Annotated in this window: 19 protein-coding genes and 2 tRNA genes; 19 read left to right on the forward strand and 2 right to left on the reverse strand. The window is 55.1% G+C overall.

What is annotated here, in order from left to right; genetic code table 11:
• Positions 1 to 72 precede the first annotated feature (72 nt).
• Positions 73 to 474 (forward strand): prenylated flavin chaperone LpdD, encoded by a 402-nt coding sequence (gene lpdD, locus MOMUL_RS02860; protein ID WP_153018201.1) that lies wholly within the window; start codon positions 73 to 75, stop codon positions 472 to 474.
• Here lpdD and MOMUL_RS02865 read toward each other — a convergent pair.
• On the reverse strand, positions 428 to 1,381 hold the full coding sequence (locus MOMUL_RS02865) for a L,D-transpeptidase family protein (RefSeq protein ID WP_062281192.1): 954 nt from the start codon (positions 1,379 to 1,381) through the stop codon (positions 428 to 430). The two genes, lpdD and MOMUL_RS02865, sit on opposite strands and share 47 nt — an antisense overlap.
• Positions 1,382 to 1,603: 222 nt before the next feature.
• Between MOMUL_RS02865 and MOMUL_RS02870 the strand changes: the two genes are divergently transcribed.
• The 14 genes from MOMUL_RS02870 (at position 1,604) to phoU (ending at position 14,830) form a co-directional block, all read left to right on the forward strand.
• Complete coding sequence (locus MOMUL_RS02870) at positions 1,604 to 2,035, forward strand: DMT family transporter (RefSeq protein ID WP_062281195.1); 432 nt, start codon at positions 1,604 to 1,606, stop codon at positions 2,033 to 2,035.
• A gap of 50 nt (positions 2,036 to 2,085) precedes the next feature.
• Positions 2,086 to 2,162 (forward strand) — tRNA-Met (locus MOMUL_RS02875).
• A gap of 12 nt (positions 2,163 to 2,174) precedes the next feature.
• Positions 2,175 to 2,249, forward strand: a tRNA-Glu gene (locus MOMUL_RS02880).
• A 135-nt stretch (positions 2,250 to 2,384) separates the two neighbouring features.
• The gene (locus tag MOMUL_RS02885) at positions 2,385 to 4,427 is read left to right on the forward strand and encodes a SpoIIE family protein phosphatase (RefSeq protein WP_062281198.1); all 2,043 of its coding nucleotides are present in this window, start codon (positions 2,385 to 2,387) and stop codon (positions 4,425 to 4,427) included.
• 97 nt (positions 4,428 to 4,524) lie between these two features.
• Positions 4,525 to 5,889, forward strand: a complete 1,365-nt coding sequence (tilS, locus tag MOMUL_RS02890) for a tRNA lysidine(34) synthetase TilS (RefSeq protein WP_062281200.1) — start codon at positions 4,525 to 4,527, stop codon at positions 5,887 to 5,889.
• A gap of 93 nt (positions 5,890 to 5,982) precedes the next feature.
• The gene (gene ftsH / locus MOMUL_RS02895; protein ID WP_062281204.1) at positions 5,983 to 7,947 is read left to right on the forward strand and encodes an ATP-dependent zinc metalloprotease FtsH; all 1,965 of its coding nucleotides are present in this window, start codon (positions 5,983 to 5,985) and stop codon (positions 7,945 to 7,947) included.
• Entirely contained in the window at positions 7,947 to 8,375 is a 429-nt protein-coding gene (gene ndk, locus MOMUL_RS02900; RefSeq protein ID WP_062281207.1) for a nucleoside-diphosphate kinase, read from the forward strand. The genes ftsH and ndk overlap by 1 nt, the downstream gene beginning before the upstream one ends.
• Positions 8,376 to 8,410: 35 nt before the next feature.
• Positions 8,411 to 8,920, forward strand: coding sequence for a transcription repressor NadR (locus MOMUL_RS02905; protein WP_062281210.1), 510 nt, complete (start codon positions 8,411 to 8,413; stop codon positions 8,918 to 8,920).
• Between the two features lie 38 nt (positions 8,921 to 8,958).
• Positions 8,959 to 9,309, forward strand: a complete 351-nt coding sequence (locus MOMUL_RS02910; protein ID WP_062281214.1) for a hypothetical protein — start codon at positions 8,959 to 8,961, stop codon at positions 9,307 to 9,309.
• Between the two features lie 222 nt (positions 9,310 to 9,531).
• Positions 9,532 to 11,211, forward strand: coding sequence for a formate--tetrahydrofolate ligase (locus MOMUL_RS02915; RefSeq protein ID WP_084785414.1), 1,680 nt, complete (start codon positions 9,532 to 9,534; stop codon positions 11,209 to 11,211).
• Positions 11,212 to 11,346: 135 nt separating this feature from the next.
• Positions 11,347 to 12,540, forward strand: a complete 1,194-nt coding sequence (gene folP / locus MOMUL_RS02920; protein WP_062281217.1) for a dihydropteroate synthase — start codon at positions 11,347 to 11,349, stop codon at positions 12,538 to 12,540.
• An 85-nt stretch (positions 12,541 to 12,625) separates the two neighbouring features.
• The gene (locus MOMUL_RS02925) at positions 12,626 to 13,153 is read left to right on the forward strand and encodes a phosphatase PAP2 family protein (RefSeq protein WP_062281220.1); all 528 of its coding nucleotides are present in this window, start codon (positions 12,626 to 12,628) and stop codon (positions 13,151 to 13,153) included.
• 142 nt (positions 13,154 to 13,295) lie between these two features.
• Positions 13,296 to 14,054: a phosphate ABC transporter ATP-binding protein PstB gene (gene pstB / locus MOMUL_RS02930; RefSeq protein ID WP_054937854.1), complete on the forward strand. Its 759-nt coding sequence runs from the start codon at positions 13,296 to 13,298 to the stop codon at positions 14,052 to 14,054.
• Positions 14,055 to 14,158: 104 nt separating this feature from the next.
• Positions 14,159 to 14,830 (forward strand): phosphate signaling complex protein PhoU, encoded by a 672-nt coding sequence (gene phoU / locus MOMUL_RS02935; protein ID WP_054937855.1) that lies wholly within the window; start codon positions 14,159 to 14,161, stop codon positions 14,828 to 14,830.
• A 29-nt stretch (positions 14,831 to 14,859) separates the two neighbouring features.
• Here phoU and MOMUL_RS02940 read toward each other — a convergent pair whose 3' ends face one another.
• Positions 14,860 to 16,080: an MFS transporter gene (locus MOMUL_RS02940; RefSeq protein WP_153018203.1), complete on the reverse strand. Its 1,221-nt coding sequence runs from the start codon at positions 16,078 to 16,080 to the stop codon at positions 14,860 to 14,862.
• A 76-nt stretch (positions 16,081 to 16,156) separates the two neighbouring features.
• Between MOMUL_RS02940 and MOMUL_RS02945 the strand changes: the two genes are divergently transcribed.
• The 4 genes from MOMUL_RS02945 to MOMUL_RS02960 all read left to right on the forward strand — a co-directional run bounded on the left by MOMUL_RS02945 (position 16,157) and on the right by MOMUL_RS02960 (position 18,778).
• Entirely contained in the window at positions 16,157 to 16,432 is a 276-nt protein-coding gene (locus MOMUL_RS02945; protein ID WP_062281226.1) for a YqhV family protein, read from the forward strand.
• Between the two features lie 129 nt (positions 16,433 to 16,561).
• Entirely contained in the window at positions 16,562 to 17,377 is an 816-nt protein-coding gene (comA, locus tag MOMUL_RS02950) for a phosphosulfolactate synthase (RefSeq protein WP_062281229.1), read from the forward strand.
• Between the two features lie 142 nt (positions 17,378 to 17,519).
• Positions 17,520 to 18,245 (forward strand): 2-phosphosulfolactate phosphatase, encoded by a 726-nt coding sequence (locus MOMUL_RS02955; protein WP_169802149.1) that lies wholly within the window; start codon positions 17,520 to 17,522, stop codon positions 18,243 to 18,245.
• Positions 18,246 to 18,322: 77 nt separating this feature from the next.
• Positions 18,323 to 18,778 (forward strand): DUF441 domain-containing protein, encoded by a 456-nt coding sequence (locus MOMUL_RS02960; protein ID WP_054937859.1) that lies wholly within the window; start codon positions 18,323 to 18,325, stop codon positions 18,776 to 18,778.

Below are 18,778 nucleotides of genomic sequence, written 5' to 3' on the forward strand. Positions count from 1 at the left end.
CTTAAGCCTGCGGCAGTTACGCGAGGACCGGGGAGCATGGCCAAAACCAGTAAATTTTGGAGGTAGAGGGAATTGCGGCCGTTAACTTATATGGCCGGCAGGGGCCGCTATCGTATTTTTTGCCGGGTTTTCGCCACCAGGGAGGGCTATATTGCCCACCTCATGGGCGGTACCAGGCCCCATGTAGGTGCCGTGGCCCTGGGTTTACCACGGCCAAGCTTAAAAGGTAACTACTTGAGTGCCACCACTTCGGTATTAACTCTTCTGGGCCATAAGGATGATGAACTGGCCCGGCCAGCGGCAGCCACCCTGGCGGCCAGTTTGAACTCACCGGTGGTGGTAGTTGCCGGGGTGCACATAGATGGAGCTTCTCCTGAAGAGCTGGCCAGCCTTAAGGCTAATACCCGCCGGGCGGTGGTGGGTATCATCAAGGTCTTGCACCGGGAACCTCAAAACCCAGGCTCCTCAAAGTAGTAATATCCGCCACTCCGGTGGCCTTTAAACCCTGGTGGAGTTGAAATTCCCTGACGGCCAGCTCCGTCATCAAGCCGTAGTCCCCGTCGGTAGGACCAAAAAGGTAAAACCCCTTTTCCCGGAGCCTGGCCTGCAGGGTTACTACTTCCGGAGAACCGTACCCGGGTTTCAGGGGACCGGTGGGCTGGGTATAGGGTCCTTTAACGACTACCGGAGTTCCTACAGGCAGCCAGGGGTAGATTTCTTCAATATCTTCGTTGTACATGCGAAAGCAACCTGCCGACGCCGCCCAGCCAATGGACCAGGGGCGGTTGGTGCCATGGATGCCGTAGTTGCCCCAGGGGACATTGAGGCCCATCCAGCGGGTACCAAAGACGCCGCCGGCTTCATAGGCTTTGTCAATTATCTTCCACTCCCCGACGGGCGAAGGGCTGGTATATTTGCCGATGGCTACGGGGTACTGGCGGAAGACCTGGCCCTCTACCAGGATGGTAAGGACCAGGCGGCCGGTATCGACGATAACTTTAAGGTTTTTACCCTCCGGCGGGGCCTTTCCGGAAGCGTTGCTGGAGATTGAGGCACCCTGGGCCAGGGCCAGCCAGGTTGCCGGGCCTACCTGGCCCCGGGGGGTTAGCCCCCGGTCTTTCTGGAAGTTAACGACAGCCCGGTTGGTGGCACCGTCATAAACGCCATTGAGGGGGCCGATATAATAGCCCAGTTGCGCCAGGCGCAGCTGGAGGTCGCTGACGTCCAGCCCTCGCATGGGGGGGTCTGTCAACCTCAACAACCGCTCTTCGCCGGAGCAGGGGCAGGGTCCGGGGGCTCCGGCCGCTACCGGCGCCCCCGTTAACATTATAGAGAAAAAGAAGGCCAGGAAAAACAGGAGCCATGAGAGCCTGCGCTGCAATATCTCTTCCTCACAATAGCAGATTCTAGAGGAACCGTTCATTGAGGCTATCACCCCATCAGAGAAGACCCATATGGAAACTAGCGCTCCATATAGTATTCCCAGGAACCGTTATCCTTTACAGACACTTCCCTTCTGGTAACTTGTACCATGGGTTTAGCCGGCCGGGGTTAGGGGTACATTAATCCGGGAAACAAACTAAAGGGCAGGGGAAGTCATTTTATGTGGTTAGCGCTTTTAATGGCCCTTGTTTCAGGTATAGCCATGGCCTTTCAGGGCTCCCTCAATTCAGCCCTGGGCAAAATTATTGGCCTCCTCCAGGCCACCCTGGTTGTTCACCTCACGGCCACCCTGGTAGTGATTATCCTTCTTTTTACCCCTTTAAGCGACGGCAGTTTGAGTAAGCTGATCCACTGCCCCTGGTACCTCTGGCTGGGGGGCCTAATCGGCGTCCTCATTACTTACGGGGTAGTGGCTAGTATCCCCAGGGTAGGTGTAGCCCTGGCCACTACGGCTATTATTGTCGGCCAGGTATCTACCGCCCTGCTAATTGATCACTTTGGCTTATTTGGCCTGGATAAAATGCCCTTTACCTGGTGGAAGGCTGCCGGCCTGGTACTCCTGGCTGCCGGCGCCCGGTTAATGCTGAATTGAGGCCTACCCCTTGACAAAAGGGCAAGCTTCAGGCATAATATCTTCTGCATGGCGGTGTAGCTCAGCTGGTCAGAGCATGCGGTTCATACCCGCAGTGTCGTAGGTTCGAATCCTACCACCGCTACCATTTTTATGATCTGGCCCGTTAGTCAAGGGGTTAAGACACCGGTCTTTCAAGCCGGTAACAGGGGTTCGAATCCCCTACGGGCCACCAGTAAAACCACCCTGAAAAATGAGGGTGGTTTTTTTAGTGTCGAAAGATTGTCCACCGCCGTTGCCTGAAGATGACAAGATTTTAGCGTAAAATGGCGTATAATAATTGCCAGGTAATGGTAAAGGCGGTGGTTTTATGTCCGGCCAACCTGGAGTCCATCCTTACCGGCGGGAAGTCGAACTAACGGTAGCAACCCGCCTGGGCCTCGACTTTCTTTTCCTGGTGGCGGCGTTTTGCCTGGCGCGGGGGGCTTTGCTGGAGGAACTTTTCCCTTTTGGACCGGCGGCAGTTATTACCGCCGCTGTCCGGCGGTCGCGCCTCCTCTGGCCAGTGGCCTTGATCAGCATGGCCGGCAGCTGGTTCAGCAGCCCTGCTCCGGCCTACAGCCGCCTGCTCCTCTTTTTATTGCTGGGACTAATTTTTACCCTTTATCCTGGTTTGCGCCGGGGCAGTATCTTGACCCAGGCCACCCTGGCCCCGGTGACCATTATCCTGGTCAGGGGATTAAGCCTTACCCTCTGGCAACCATCCTTTTATGGCTGGGTCCAGGTGATCTTTGAGGCCCTCCTGGCCTGGGGATTAAGTCTCGCTTTTCTCGAAGCAACCATGACCACGCGCCAGGAAGAGCGTCTCCTTGGCGGAGGCCTCTTTCTCGCAGGGGTACTCCTGGGCCTGCAGGGATGGCAGCTCTTTGGCCTTTCCCTGCAGGGCCTCATTAGCCGCTATATCCTCCTGCTGGCGTCCCTGGCTGGCGGGCCGGGGACCGGGGCGGCGGCCGGGGCGGCGGTCGGCTTTTTGCCCAGTCTCTCCCAGGTGGTAACGCCGGCCCTGGCAGGTTTACTCGCCTTTGCCGGTTTAATTGCCGGTTCCCTGAAAAGCCTGGGCAAGCCGGGGGTTGTCAGCGGCTTCCTGCTGGCCCACCTGCTTTTAGCCAGCTATTTCCTTGGGCAGGATAGTGCCCTGGCGGCTTTAAAGGAAGGTGGTCTGGTGGCTCTGGCCCTGGCAGCCACCCCCTCTTTCCTGATCAATTACCTGCAAAGATTCCTGGCGGCACCGGTAACCATGCCGGCGGTGCAGGAGGGCCATGGCCGGCAAGAGAGATTAAAGACGGCCTTAAAAAGCCTGGCCCGGAGTCTTAAATTTACCGGCTTTAAGGAAAGTCCCATGGTTACCGTGCGCCAGGTAGCCAGGGCCACCTGCCGCGGTTGCCCGGCCGGCAAGGTGTGCTGGGAACTGGAAGGCGAGCAAATGGTAACCCTGCTGCAGGAATTATTACAAAAGGGAAGCCACGGTTCCCTGACTACTGCCGATATACCTGAATGGCTGTCCTCACGTTGCGGCCGTTGCCGGGAACTCCTGGCAGCGTTAACAGGTGAGGCCAGTAAAATGCAGGTACGTCCGCCAGAAGACGGCTTGAATAACTGGCTGGCAGCCACCTTTGAAGCCCTGGCAGCAATGCTGGTTAACGGGGGACCAAACACAGGGGCCGGGGTAGGGGCAGGGGAGGAACTGCCTTTATGGCAGGTAACCGTCGGGACGGCGGCTGCTCCCCGCTACCAGGCAGAGGTTTCCGGTGACACCTGTCTGGCAGGCCTCCTTGAACCCGGGAGGCAACTGCTGGTCCTGGGAGATGGTATGGGTGCCGGGCGGGAGGCTGCTGAAACAAGCGCTACGGCCATCGAATTGGTCCGGGACTTGCTGGCGGCCGGCTTTACCCCGGAAATGGCCCTGCGGACCATCAACATGATCCTGCTGTTAAGATCGCCTAAAGAGAGCTTTACTACCTGTGACCTGGCTTTAATTAACTGTGGCACCGGTACGGCTGAATTTTATAAACTGGGAGCATGCCCTACCTTCATCCAGCGGGATGGCCAGGTAAAAACCCTGAGCAGCCACTCTTTACCGGCAGGAATCCTGGAAGACCTGCAGGTGGAACCCCTCCGGGAAGAGTTGCAGGATGGTGATTTACTGGTCATGGTTAGCGACGGTATCCTGGAAGCCCACCGGGACATAAACGAAAAGGAAAGATGGCTGGCTAAAGCTTTACAGCGGGTAGGCGATGCCCGGCCCCAGGAAATAGCCGACCGTTTATTAAAACAGGCGCGGGCCCTCGTTGACGGCAAGCCCCGGGATGATATGACGGTTATAGTAGCCAGGATGGAAAGGAATGGCGTATAAAGGATATTATTTAAGGAAAAACTCACCAGAAGAAGCAGGAAAAAGGACCGTCATGCCGAAATAAAGGCAATATGATGACCTTTGAAGGTGGACCTTTATGCTGGACCGGGTCCGGCAGACAGTCCGGAGATACGGCCTCCTGGTACCAGGGGATAAAGTAGTGGTAGGGGTTTCCGGGGGGCCGGATTCTCTGGCCCTGCTGCACAGCCTGCGGGCTTTACAGGAGGAATTTGGCCATACCCTGCATGTTGCCCATTTAAATCACGGGTTACGCCCGGAGGCGGCTGCCGATGCCGAATATGTTCGTAACCTGGCCAGGAGATGGGGCCTGCCGGTGACCATAGCCAGCCGGGATGTGGCTGCTTACCAGCAGGAGCACCGCCTGTCCCTGGAGGAAGCAGCCCGGGAAGTACGTTACCGCTTTCTCCTGGAAGTGGCCACTGCGGTGGGGGCCAGTAAAATTGCCGTTGGCCACCAGGCCGATGACCAGGCCGAAACGGTTTTATTAAATCTCCTGCGGGGGAGTGGCCTGACAGGGCTTAAAGCCATGGTGCCCCAGCGCGGCCAGGTTATCAGGCCGTTGCTTTTTATTTCCCGGGCAGAAATAGAGGCCTACTGTCGCCAGCAGGGCCTTGAACCCCGCCAGGACTTTACGAATTGGGACACCACTTTGAGGCGTAATAAAATCCGGCACCAGTTATTGCCCTTCCTGGCCCGGGAATTTAACCCGGCCATTGTCAGGACCCTAAGCCGGACCGCCGTTATTCTGCAGGAGGAAGAAGAGATCCTGGCTAATCTTGCCCAGGAAGCCTTTGCCAGGATAAAAATACGCCAGGAACCGGGCTATCTGGCCCTGGACCGGGAGGAATGGCTATCCCTGGCTCCGGGAATCCAGCGCCGGGTTCTGCGCCTGGCGGCTGCCTCCCTGGGAAGAAAGGTGAGCTTCAACCAGGTGGAAGGGGCCCGGGAAATGGCTTCCCGGGATGGCACCATTACCTGGCCAGGGCATTTAAGGGTAGAGGCCAGGGGGACGGAATTAATCCTGCTGGTCCCGGCAGAGGGGCCCCGGGCCATAACTTTTTCCTACCCGCTGCAGGTACCGGGGTTAACGCCTTTACCGGAAGTAGGACAGGCTATCCGCGCCGGGCTTGGAGAGCCGCCCGCCACTTTTAAGGGCAGGGAGGATGAGGCCTGGCTGGACTGGGATAAATTAGAAAAGCCCCTGGTGGTACGTAACTGGCAGCCAGGGGATTATTTCCGGCCCCTGGGTCTTGCCGGTAACAAGAAACTCCAGGATTTTTTCAGCGACATTCATTTACCCGCGGCCAGGCGTCACCTGGTACCCCTGGTTATAAGCGGCCGGCGTATTGCCTGGGTGGCCGGTTTGCGCCTGGCCGATGATTTCAAAATTACGCCGGCAACGCGCCTGGCCCTGCACCTGCAGCTGGAACCCTGGCCATAAAATAAAAATATAAAGTTAAATTGCAATCATATTTTCCGTATGCTACAATATATAGCTATAAGATGCAGGGCGGGGTAAGAGGAGGGTGACCCGTTGAATCGAATTTTTAAGAACCTGGCCGTATATCTGCTCATAGTACTACTGGCAGTTTCCATCATCAGGTTGTCGACGCCGGTGGAGAAGACTGTAGAAGAGTGGGATTTGACCCGCTTTTACCAGGCAGTAGATCAGGGTCAGGTTCTGGAAGTTACTTTAACACCCCATGATAATATTATTAAAGTCGATGGCGTCCTGAAAGATAATGCCCGGTTTACAGTCAATGTCCCGGCTTCAGCCGCCTTAACCGATCGTTTAACCAGTAAAGGGGTTGTCACCAGGACCCAGCTGCCGCCTCAACCGCCCTGGTGGACGAACTTACTCGGAAGCCTGTTGCCGATTCTCCTGCTGGTGGGCCTGGTATTCTTTATGATGCAGCAGACCCAGGGTGGCGGCTCGCGGGTGATGCAGTTTGGCAAGAGCCGGGCGCGGTTGCATACCGATGAAAAACGCAAGGTCACCTTTAGCGACGTCGCCGGCGCCGATGAGGCTAAAGAGGAATTAGAAGAAGTCGTGGAGTTCCTCAAAAACCCGCGCAAGTTTAATGAACTGGGGGCGCGCATCCCCAAGGGTGTCCTCCTTTACGGGCCTCCCGGGACGGGGAAAACTTTGCTGGCCCGGGCCGTGGCCGGGGAAGCAGGGGTACCTTTCTTCAGCATCAGCGGTTCTGATTTTGTGGAAATGTTTGTTGGCGTGGGTGCTTCCCGGGTGCGGGATCTCTTTGAGCAGGCCAAAAAGAATTCCCCATGTATCGTCTTTATTGATGAGATTGATGCCGTTGGTCGCCAGCGGGGTGCCGGCCTGGGCGGCGGTCACGATGAGCGGGAACAAACTTTAAACCAGTTACTGGTAGAAATGGACGGCTTTAATGCCAACGAAGGGATTATTATCATCGCGGCCACCAACCGGCCTGATATCCTGGACCCGGCTTTGCTACGACCAGGGCGTTTTGACCGCCAGATAGTCGTTGATGTACCCGATGTAGTTGGCCGGAAAGAGATTTTAAAGGTCCACGTCCGCGGTAAACCCCTGGATGATACCGTGGACCTGGATGTCCTCGCGCGGCGGACGCCGGGCTTTACCGGGGCCGACTTGGCCAACCTGGTTAATGAAGCAGCCTTACTGGCTGCCCGGCGCGGTAAGCGTAACATTAGCATGGAAGAGATGGAAGATTCCATTGAGCGGGTCATAGCTGGCCCGGAGAAAAAATCCAGGGTTATCAGCGACTATGAAAAAAGGCTGGTGGCCTTCCACGAAGCGGGCCACGCCCTGCTGGGCCATTACCTGCCCCATACCGACCCCCTGCATAAAGTCTCCATTATCCCCCGCGGGCGGGCCGGTGGTTACACCCTGCTCCTCCCCAAGGAAGATCGCCGCTATATGACCAAGTCCCAGATCCTGGACCAGGTAACCATGCTCCTGGGTGGCCGGGTAGCCGAAGCCCTGGTATTAAAGGAAGTCAGTACGGGAGCCCAGAATGACCTGGAGCGAGCCACGGAACTGGTACGCAAAATGATCACCGAGTTCGGCATGTCTGATGAACTGGGACCCCTGACCTTCGGCCGTAAGCAAGAAACCGTCTTCCTGGGCCGGGATATAGCCCGGGACCGTAATTATAGCGAAGCAGTAGCCTTTTCCATTGACAAGGAAGCCCGTCGTATAATTGATGAATGTTATAACCGGGCCAAAGAACTCCTCCAGAAGCATATGGCCGAACTGCACCTGGTGGCCAGGGCTTTAATGGAAAAGGAAACCCTGGAAGCCGAAGAATTTACAGCTATTATTGAAGCCTATAACCAGGAGCACAACCCGGAAGAAGACAAGCAAGGGAACCAGCAAAAGGAGAACCTGCAACCGGCAGCTACCGGCGGGACAGGAGTTGAAAGTACCAAAGGCAGCGGTCCCAATAAGGACATGCTGATTAAATTAACTTACCTCCACTGTTTGAAAGGAGTATGGTAGTGGAACGCACCTTTGCCATGATTAAACCCGAAGGGGTAGAACGGGGCCTCACCGGCGCTATCATCAGCCGGATTGAACTTAAAGGTTACCGGATTGTGGCCCTGAAAATGCTGCGGATAACGCCGGAACTGGCAGCCAGGCATTATGCCGAGCACCAGGGCAAACCCTTTTACCAGGAACTTATCAGCCACATTACTTCGGGTCCGGTGGTGGCCATGGTGCTGGAAGGCCCCGGCGTCATTGCCGGCTTAAGGCAAATGATGGGTGCCACCAACCCTAAAGACGCTGCTCCCGGTACCATCCGCGGGGATTATGCCCTTGAGGTGGGCAAGAATGTTATTCATGGTTCGGATTCCCCGGCCAGTGCGGCCCGGGAAATAGCCCTTTTTTTTACCCCCGGCGAACTGGGGGAAGAGCAGGCCGGGTAACCGGCCTTTTTCTTTAATGGAGGCAAATAAAGTTTATGAAAGCCAGTCAACGCCGGCAGAGGATTCTCGAACTTTTAGATAACAACCAGCCCCGCAAGGGCACCGAGCTGGCCGGCCTCCTCGGAGTCAGCCGCCAGGTCATTGTCCAGGATGTAGCCGTATTGCGGGCGGCAGGGGTCAATATCCTGGCTACCCCCCAGGGCTATCTCCTGCCGGGTCCGGATACCCGCTGCCGGCGTACCTTTGCCTGCCAGCATGACCTGGCCGGCCTGGAGCGGGAATTACAGATTATGGTCGATTATGGGGGAAAAGTAATTGACGTCGTAGTAGAACACCCCCTGTACGGGGAAATCCGCGGTTACCTGATGCTCGCCTCCCGTTATGACGTCCAGAAGTTTGTCGCCGATTTAAAGGCCAGCGGGGCTAGACCCCTATATACCCTTACTGGTAACGGTGTGCATTTGCATACCGTGGAAGCAGCCAGGGAAGATATTTTAGATATAATTGCAGCCAACCTTGCCAGGGCAGGTTTTCTTCTCGAATAGGATGCTAAGGGTAGAACGAAAAGGGGTGGTGAGAAAGGATGAAGGCCCTGGACTATACCCTTTATCTCGGTACCGACGACGTCCGGGTGGCCTACCACCTGGCCCGGGTTCTGACCCAGAAAGGAGGTGGAGCAATTTCGGCCAGGGGGCAAGAAGCCGGCCGGCAAACTGCCGTGGTAGTCCACATCCTGGACTGGCAGGCCTTTCCCCTCTTGCGTGTCCTGGAAACGGTCCGGGTCGCTGCCAGGTCCTTTAATGTTCAGGTAAGCAGGGGAGTTTTAGGACCCGCTCCCCGGGAAGCCATTCTGGAAGTAGCCAGGCAGGCCCTCTTACTGGACAGCCTGCCGGTCATTGCCGGTCCTGACCCTGGTGAGAGCGCCATAGGTTAATATATTTGCTTTCTCTCCTGTTATGAAGCACAAAATTTAATTGTTTGTTTTTTGTAAAGAAAGGTTTATAATTATGAATGATAGGCCGGGCAGGGACAGTCTGTGGTAGAAACCAAATAAATAAGTTAGTGGGGGTAGCAGGAAAATTAGAGTTTGTGTAGAATTTCACTATTAACCACATAGCTGGATGTACATTTTTTTGAATTGAAAGGAGTGTTCAAATTGGCGAACGTACCCAGCGATATTGAAATCGCCCAGGCGGCCAAAATGAAACCCGTTATGGAGCTCGCCCGGGCCCTGGGCATTGAGGAAGATGAAGTGGAGCTATACGGTAAATACAAGGCAAAAATCTCCCTTGATGTCTACCGCCGGCTCAAGGATAAACCCGATGGCAAGCTCATCCTGGTCACGGCCATTACCCCCACCCCTGCCGGTGAAGGTAAAACTACCACCAGTGTCGGCCTGACAGACGCCCTAGCCCGCCTGGGGAAAAAGGTTATGGTTTGCCTGCGGGAGCCCTCCTTAGGTCCCAGCTTTGGCATAAAAGGTGGCGCTGCCGGCGGCGGTTATGCCCAGGTTGTACCCATGGAAGACATCAACCTGCACTTTACCGGTGACATCCATGCTGTCACCTATGCCCATAACCTCCTGGCGGCCATGGTAGACAACCACCTCCAGCAGGGCAACGCTTTAAACATCGATCCCCGGACCGTTACCTGGAGAAGGGTTATTGATCTCAATGACCGGGCCCTGCGCAATATCGTTATCGGCCTGGGCGGTAAAGCCAATGGTGTCCCCCGGGAGACTGGTTTTGATATTTCGGTGGCCTCGGAAGTCATGGCCTGCCTGTGCCTGGCCAGCGACCTCATGGACTTGAAGGAGCGTTTCCGCCGTATTGTCGTCGGCTATACCTATGATGGCAAGCCCGTAACTGCCGGTGACCTGGAAGCCCAGGGTTCCATGGCCCTGCTGATGAAGGACGCCATTAAGCCCAACCTGGTCCAGACCCTGGAGAACACACCCGCCTTCGTCCACGGCGGTCCCTTTGCCAATATCGCCCACGGCTGCAACAGCATAACCGCTACCAGGACCGCCCTGAAGCTGGCTGACTATGTCGTAACGGAGGCCGGTTTCGGTGCCGATCTGGGGGCAGAGAAGTTTTATGACGTCAAGTGCCGTTATGCCGGTCTCAAACCCGACGTTACCGTCATTGTCGCCACCGTCCGCGCCCTCAAAATGCACGGCGGCGTACCGAAATCTGAACTGGCCACGGAAAACCTGGCAGCCCTGCGCCAGGGCTTTGAGAACCTGGAAAAGCATATTGAAAACGTTGGCAAATTCGGGGTACCGGCCGTGGTGGCCATTAACGCCTTCCCCACCGACACGGAAGCTGAATTAAATCTCCTCTATGACCTGTGCAACAAAGCCGGTGCGGAAGTGGCCCTGTCCGAAGTCTGGGCTAAAGGTGGCGCCGGCGGCATTGAACTAGCGCAAAAAGTTCTCAAAACCATTGAAACAAAGCCGTCTAACTTCCATCCCCTCTATGAACTGGACCTCAGCATCAAAGAAAAGATTTATAAAATCGCTACAGAGATTTACGGCGCCGATGGGGTTAATTACACGGCGGATGCCGACAAGGCCATCGAGCGCTTTGAAGCCATGGGTTACGGCAACCTGCCGGTGGTCATGGCCAAGACCCAGTACTCTTTTTCTGACGACATGACCAAGCTGGGGCGGCCCCGGAACTTTACCATTACCGTCCGCGAGGTAAGGCTCTCAGCAGGGGCCGGCTTTATCGTCCCCATTACCGGTACCATTATGACCATGCCCGGCCTGCCCAAGCGCCCGGCAGCCTGCAATATTGATATTGATGCCGACGGCGTTATCACCGGACTGTTCTAGGGTAGAGCCCTTGATAATTCCTTGCCTGGACCCCACCCCCTGCGGGTGGGGTTTTTGCTGCCGGGCCAGGATAGGGGTATAATATTTCTCAGGCAGAACAAAGCCAGCAAAAGTTGTTTCGCGGGAGGGGTTTTCATGTCCTGGCAGGAGAACATAGAAATAATTAACGTACCAGATGCAGCTGCGGCCAAAAAACTAATGGAGGAGATTGGCGTTGACGCCCGGGGTATTGAGCTGATGGTGCCCAAGGCCCTGCATTACTGCCTCAAGCTTAAAGATGTACCGGCCAGGGCGGCCAATATCTTAAAACAAGAAATGCTGGCCCGGGGCGGCGAGGCGGCCATGGCGGCAGGTGTAGCCGGCTGGTCGATCGAGAAGACCGATGTCCTGCTCTTTGCCACCAGGCGCCAGCTGGAACTCCTGGTAGAAAAGCTGCCCCAGCAGTATTTTGGCTTAAACAAGCTGGCTGCCGCAATTCAAGCTACCCTGAACAGCTGGGAAAAGACCGGTGTTCAGGAAATCAAATGCCCGCGGGGTCCCCTTGTCCTGGGCAGGCGGACCCTGGTCATGGGAATTGTCAATGTAACGCCGGATTCCTTTTCCGATGGCGGCTTTTTTTATGATCCCGGGGCGGCGGTGGAGCATGCCCACCGGCTGGTGGATGAAGGGGCCGATATCATTGACGTAGGCGGGGAATCAACCCGTCCCGGTCACGAGCCGGTGCCGGCCGAAGAAGAATGGCACCGCCTGGAACCGGTTTTAAAGCGCCTGGTGGCCGAAATAAAAGTCCCTATTTCCGTAGATACTTACAAAGCTATTACGGCCCAGCGGGCCCTGGACCTGGGGGTTGATATCATTAACGATATCTGGGGTTGCCGGGCTGATGCCGCAATGGCCGCCGTTTGTGCCCGCTACCAGGCGCCTATTATTATCATGCACAACCAGCAGGGTACCGAATACCGGGATTTAATGTTTGATATCCTCACTTCCTTGAAAGAAAGTATCAGCCTGGCAGAAGAGAACGGGGTACTCCCGGAGCAGATTATTATCGACCCGGGCATTGGCTTTGGCAAGGACCTGCAGCAGAACCTGGAAGTAATGGGCCGTTTACGGGAGCTAAAAGTACTGGGCAAACCCATTCTCCTGGGCACTTCGCGCAAGTCAATGATTGGTAAGACCCTCAATCTACCCGTTGACCAGCGCCTGGAGGGAACGGCCGCTACGGTGGCCTTAGGAATAGCCCAGGGAGTTGATATAATTCGCGTTCATGACGTCCAGGCCATGGTACGGGTGGCCAGGATGGCCGATGCCATTGTGCGCCGGTTTTAACTTAATCTTAAAGTTACTTCTATTGCCGTTTAAATATTCTTAAGGTAAAATGAAGGGGCAAGAGCTAAAGAAAGGGAGAGGAGTTTTGACCTTAAGGCGCTGGTTGAACGCGGGCGACTGTTACCTCTTTTATTATGTTAACCAACGCCTGCAGTGCCCCCTGCTGGACCGGACCATGCCCTGGTTTACCTTGTTGGGGAGCGCTACCTTTGGACTGGCCCTTTCCCTGGCGACTGCCCTGCTGGGCCGCGAGCAAACGCGCCTGGCCGGATGGCAGGCTATGCTGGCCCTGGTGGGCAGTCACCTGGTGGTCAGGTTTTGTAAAGGCCTGGTGGGCCGGTGCCGTCCCTACCTGGTCCTTTCTGGGGCCCGTTACCTGGCCCGGCCCTGGCAGGACTTTTCCTTCCCCTCGGGACATACGGCCGCCAGTTTTTCCCTGGCGGTAGTCTTCGCCCTGAATTTCCCGGTCCTTACCTGGCCGCTGGTTACGGCGGCCGGTTTAACAGGGCTCAGCCGCATGTATGTGGGCATGCACTACCCTTCCGATGTCCTGGGCGGGGCTACAGTTGGTGCCCTTTTCGCTTATGCAGTTCATTCCTGGCCTTGGTACTAATACAACTCCGGGATATAATACTAATACCCGCAGGGGGAGGCTGCCTTGCCTCTTAACTTGCAGGATGCAGGCCTGGGAGCTACCTTAATGATATCCGCTACTTGTTAAGGCCGGCCTGGACCGGGGAGGTAATCGTTTTTATATGATGCAACCCAAAATAAGAATTACCAATTTAAATTTTTATTATGGTTCTAAATGGGCTTTAAAGGATGTTAATCTGGAAATAAAACCCAATTCCGTCACGGCCCTCATTGGCCCCTCGGGGTGCGGCAAATCTACTTTTTTGCGGACTTTAAACCGCTTAAATGACCTCATTGAAGGAGCGCGACTTTCCGGGGAAATCCTTTTGGACGGGCAGAATATTTATGCTCCGGATGTCGATGTGGTCAACTTACGCAAACGGGTAGGTATGGTTTTCCAGCGTCCCAATCCCTTCCCCATGTCCATTTACGATAATGTGGCTTATGGTCCCCGGATTCACGGGCTCCATAACAGGAAAAAACTGGACGAAATTGTGGAGCAGAGTCTCAAAGCAGCGGCCCTGTGGGATGAAGTGGCCGACCGCCTGCGCCAGCCGGCCTTAGGGTTATCCGGGGGCCAGCAGCAGCGCCTGTGCATTGCCAGGCTCCTGGCCGTCGAGCCGGAAGTTGTTCTCATGGACGAGCCATCCTCGGCCCTGGACCCCATTTCCACTTTAAAAATCGAAGAACTCATCCGGGTCCTCAAGGAAAAATATACTATTATCATAGTTACTCACAATATGCAGCAGGCAGCTCGCGTTTCCGACTATACCGCCTTCTTCCTCAACGGGGAGATGGTGGAATACGATGAGACGGAAATCATCTTTACCAGGCCCCGCGACCAGCGGACGGAAGATTATATTACCGGTCGTTTCGGTTAAAGCCCCTCTAACCAAGAAAAAGCAATTTTTTAACCCACAAAAGGTGGCAGAGAAGAAGTGAGGTGAATATAATGGAAGGTAACAAACTTACAGGAGGGTTAGCCATGGCCATCACAACCAGGCAGGGCTTTCAACATTCCCTGGAAGATTTGCAGCAAAACATCTTGCGCATGGGGAGTATTGTTGAACAAACCATTGCCAAATCAGTAGAATGCCTGGCCAGGCAGGATGCCAGAATGGCCGCCGAAGTGGTTGAGGGTGATGTTGTTGTTGACGAGATGGAGTTACAGATTGAAGACCAGTGTTTAAAGCTTATTGCTACCCAACAGCCCATGGCCAAGGATTTACGCAAAATTGCCGCCGGATTTAAGATTATTACCGATTTAGAACGTATGGCCGATTATTCAGTTGATATTGCCCGTACGGCCCAGCGTATCCTGGAAACTGGCCAGCCTTTGATCAAGCCCTTAATTGATATTCCCCGCATGGCCGAGTTAGCCCAGGTAATGGTCAAGCAGGCCCTGGATGCTTATGTCCGGGAAGATACAGAACTGGCCTATACGGTAGCTAGGGCAGACGACCAGATCGACATGCTCCACAACCAGGTCTTCCGGGAACTGCTGGTCTTCATGATGGAGGATCCCAAAACCATTACCCAGGCTACCTATTTGCTCTTTGTCAGCCGTTACCTGGAGCGCATAGCCGACCATGCCACCAATATAGCTGAGGAAGCGATATACCTGGCCACCGGCGAACGGAAAGAATTAAACGATTGAGAGACCCGGGTTAGCTTAACCCGGGTCTTTTAATGACCGGGTAACAGTTCGGGGGGCAGCATTTTTTCCGTTTGAATGAAGAACGCCGTTAAAAAGGTTATCAGTCCTACCAGGACGGCGGCTCCCAGGAAAAGGGGTAGCCGGCCCAGGGTCATGGCCAGGCCAAAGGCCGGGGGGCCCAGGGCGACACCAAAGAAACGCATGGAACCGTAAAGGCAGGTAATGCCACCCCTTTCCTTAGCGCTCACGCTGGTTATCAAGGTATTGACTGAGGGCAGGACGATACCTGTACCGATCCCCATGACCACCATAGCCAGGAAAAATATAAAGATATTATCAAAGAAGCCCATAACTACCAGGGCAGCGGTCTCCAGGACCAGGCCGGCAACAATGGTCATCTTCAGGAAGTTGCCGGCCTTTTGTTGCAGGTAACTGCCGGATAAATAGGAAGTAAGGGCCATGGTACCCACGGGAATGGCTATAAGCAGGCCGGTACTGAGGCCCCGGATGCCATAATTTGCTTCTAGGATATCAGAAACGTAACTTAAAACCCCGAACAAAATAAAAAGAACAACCATCCCGGCCAGGATGCAGGCCAGGAGGGATAAGCCCCTGGTCTGGAAAACCTGGCCCAGGTCGCGGAAATAGGTCCGGAAGGTTACCCTGTTTTTATCTTGCCCCGAAGGTTCTTTAATGAAGAACCACACGGCCAGGCCAATGGGGATGGCCAGGAAGCCATAGACAAAAAAGGGGGCGAACCAGGCGATGAGGCCGGTAAGGGAGCCGGCAATGGGGCTGACCACCTTTCCCAGCCCGTTGGAAGCCTCCAGTAAACCCAGGGCTTTGGTGCGCTCCTTACTCTGGAAAATATCGCTGGTCAGGGCCATGGCCAGCTGGTAAGTACCCCCGGCACCAATACCCTGAAGGATGCGGCTACCCAGGATCAGGTAATAAGGGGAAGCTACCAGCCAGGCAGCCAGGCCGGCCAGCAGGCCCCCCAAACCGTAAATGAGCAGGGCCGGTGCCATAATGGGTTTGCGGCCGTAAGCATCGGACAGGAAACCGGCAAAGGGGATGACAAGGCCGGCTGGCAGGGAAAAAGCCGTAATAAATAGGCTCACCTGGACCAGGCTGACATTCAAAGTGGTACGCATGACGGGTAGCAAGGGAACCAGCATGGAGTTACCCAGGACCATGATAAAGGGTACGGCACAAAGAATGGCAAAGGGTAATTTCATTGCTGACTGCAACCTGTTAAACCTCCTAGAAAAGGCGCTGCTTCTATTTTGTCTCGGCAACGCATAAAAAATAAGGGGAGGAAATGCTATGTTTTTCTTTTTGCCGGACAAACATGTGCTGGCCATGGCGGCAGTACGCATCCTGTCCAGCATGATTGAATTGACGGCGGCCATCCTGATGTTAAAATTAAACCGGGTTGAGGCTGCTTTAAAAATAAACGCGACCCTGGCTTTTGTTGGCCCGACGGTTATGTTGACGGTGATGGCCCTGGGACTTTGGGGCCTGGCCGGTAAAATCTCCCCCGTTAAAATGCTGACCATTATCCTGGGGGTGGGCCTCATTTTTTATGGCGTCAGGCGGTAATAATGGTGGGGCAACAGTCGTCTGACCTGTGAAAAAGTACCGCTGGCAAAATTGTTACCCCCTTCCTGCCCCGGGCATAAAGATAAAAAAGCAAGTTAAAAAATAAAAACACAGGAAGGGGCGAAATTAATGCTGGAAAAAGCAACTACTACCTGGAAAGATGTCCTGGAATTTCCCATTCGTGGACGCCAGCAAAAACCCAGGCAAGCAGGGTTGACCATGGTTATTGACAAGGGTCTGGGCCTGACGGAATTCAGGGATTTGCTGGAGGTGGCAGCAACCTATATTGATTTCATTAAACTTGGTTTTGGCACTTCCGTTTTTTACCCGGCGGCTATTTTACGGGAAAAAATTCGCCTGGCACGCTCTTACAATGTTGATATTTTTCCCGGCGGTACCTTCTTTGAAGTCGCCGTTCTCCAGGGGCGGCTAAACCTTTACCTGCAAACGGCCAGGGACCTCGGGTATACTTTTATTGAAATTTCCGATGGAACTATTGACATGAGCCGGACCGTGCGGCTGGCGGCGGTGCGCCAGGCCCGGGCGGCAGGCTTTGGCGTCATAACTGAAGTGGGCAAGAAGGACCCGCGGGATGCCTTAAGCGCAGCCTATCTCCTGAACCAGATTGCCGGCGACCAGGAGGCGGGGGCCGACTATGTCATCGTCGAGGGCCGGGAATCGGGCCAGGGAGTCGTCATTTACGACGGCCGCGGGGCTGTCAAAGAAGATATACTGGCCAGCCTGCTGGCGGGTATCAAGGATCCGGACCGGGTTATCTGGGAGGCTCCCCAGAAGCAGCAGCAGCAGGCTTTAATAATGCGCCTGGGGCCCAATGTTAACCTGGGCAATGTCCAGCCAGGGGATGTCCTGGCCCTGGAAGCCCTGCGGGTGGGGCTGCGGGGCGATACCTTGAGGACTACCCTGAAGGTGGCTGAAGTGAGTTAAGAGTTAAGAAATTACGGGAAGCGGGAGCCGGTAGATGGGGTTCCTGCTTCTCGTTTAATTATTACCTTTTGCTTCCTGGCCGGCAGGAATCTGACCAATCTTTCGCGAATAACTACCGGACCGGCAAGAGTTGGAGGTGCGAGTGAGTTTGGAAATTGATGTCTTTGCTACTCTAAATGGTATACCGGATGAGGCCATTAATAATAAAGCTATTATAGTTATTGACGCGTTGCGGGCGACCACCACCATTACGGTGGCGCTGGCGGCCGGTTGCCTGGAGGTAATTCCCGTCCTGACCCCCGAGGAAGCCATTGAAATGCGTGAGCGCCTGGGGGACGAGCGGGTACTCCTGGGGGGTGAGCGCAATGCCTTAAAAATACCGGGCTTCGACCTGGGCAATTCACCCCTGGAATATACCACCGAAATTGTTGCCGGCAAAAGGTTGATTATAACCACGACCAACGGCACCAGGGCCATTCGCCGGGCAGCAGGCGGCCGCCTGGTTTTCCTGGGCGCCATGATAAATGCTCCGGCGGTGGCCGGACTGGCTGCCACGGCAGCAACTGACATAACCATTATTTGTGCCGGTACCAGGGATCGTTTCTCCCTGGAAGATTTTTTGACAGCCGGGTTACTGGTTGACCAGCTTGCCGGCCAGGGGGAATTTGTCTTGCGCGACGGCGCCCAGGCAGCCAGGGATTATTATTATTGCCACCGGGTCGACCCGGCGGCAGCTCTGAAGGCTAGTTTTCATGGCCGGCTCCTGGCGGACCTGGGACTGGAAGCCGATGTAGAATTCTGTTCCCGGGTGGGTGCGACAGATGTAGTTCCGGTGTATGGTGGCGGTATTATTAAAAAGGCCAGCTAACGCCACGTATGGCGTTCTTGTCCCGGTAGCCCCGGCATATATATGGTTCAGGATGGCTGGTACAAGGGGCGTGTTCAATGAGCGCGACAACGGCAATCCTGTTACTACTCATGTTGCTGGGCATCCTGGGCCGCTCTAACGTTATCGCAGCCGCTGCTGCTATTCTTTTACTGCTCCAGTTTACTAACCTGCAAAGAATCTATCCTTTCCTTGAACGCCGGGCCCTGGAGGCCGGCCTTATTTTTCTAGTGGTTTCCGTACTGGTGCCCTTTGCGTCCGGCCGGGTATCAGCCCGGGATATGCTGGCCTCCTTTGTTTCCGTACCCGGGATTATAGCCATCGCCAGCGGAATTATTGCCACCCATATGAACTGCCAGGGCCTGGAATTGCTCCAGCGTTTTCCCCAGATGATGATCGGTATGGTTATAGGTTCCATTATCGGTGTAGCCTTTTTTGGCGGTATTCCCGTGGGGCCCCTCATGGCCGGCGGCATTGCCGCCCTGCTGGTAAACCTGCTGGCATGGTTGCGCTAA

Source organism: Moorella mulderi DSM 14980 (genome assembly GCF_001594015.1).
Classification (GTDB): Bacteria; Bacillota; DSM-521; order Neomoorellales; family Neomoorellaceae; genus Neomoorella; species Neomoorella mulderi.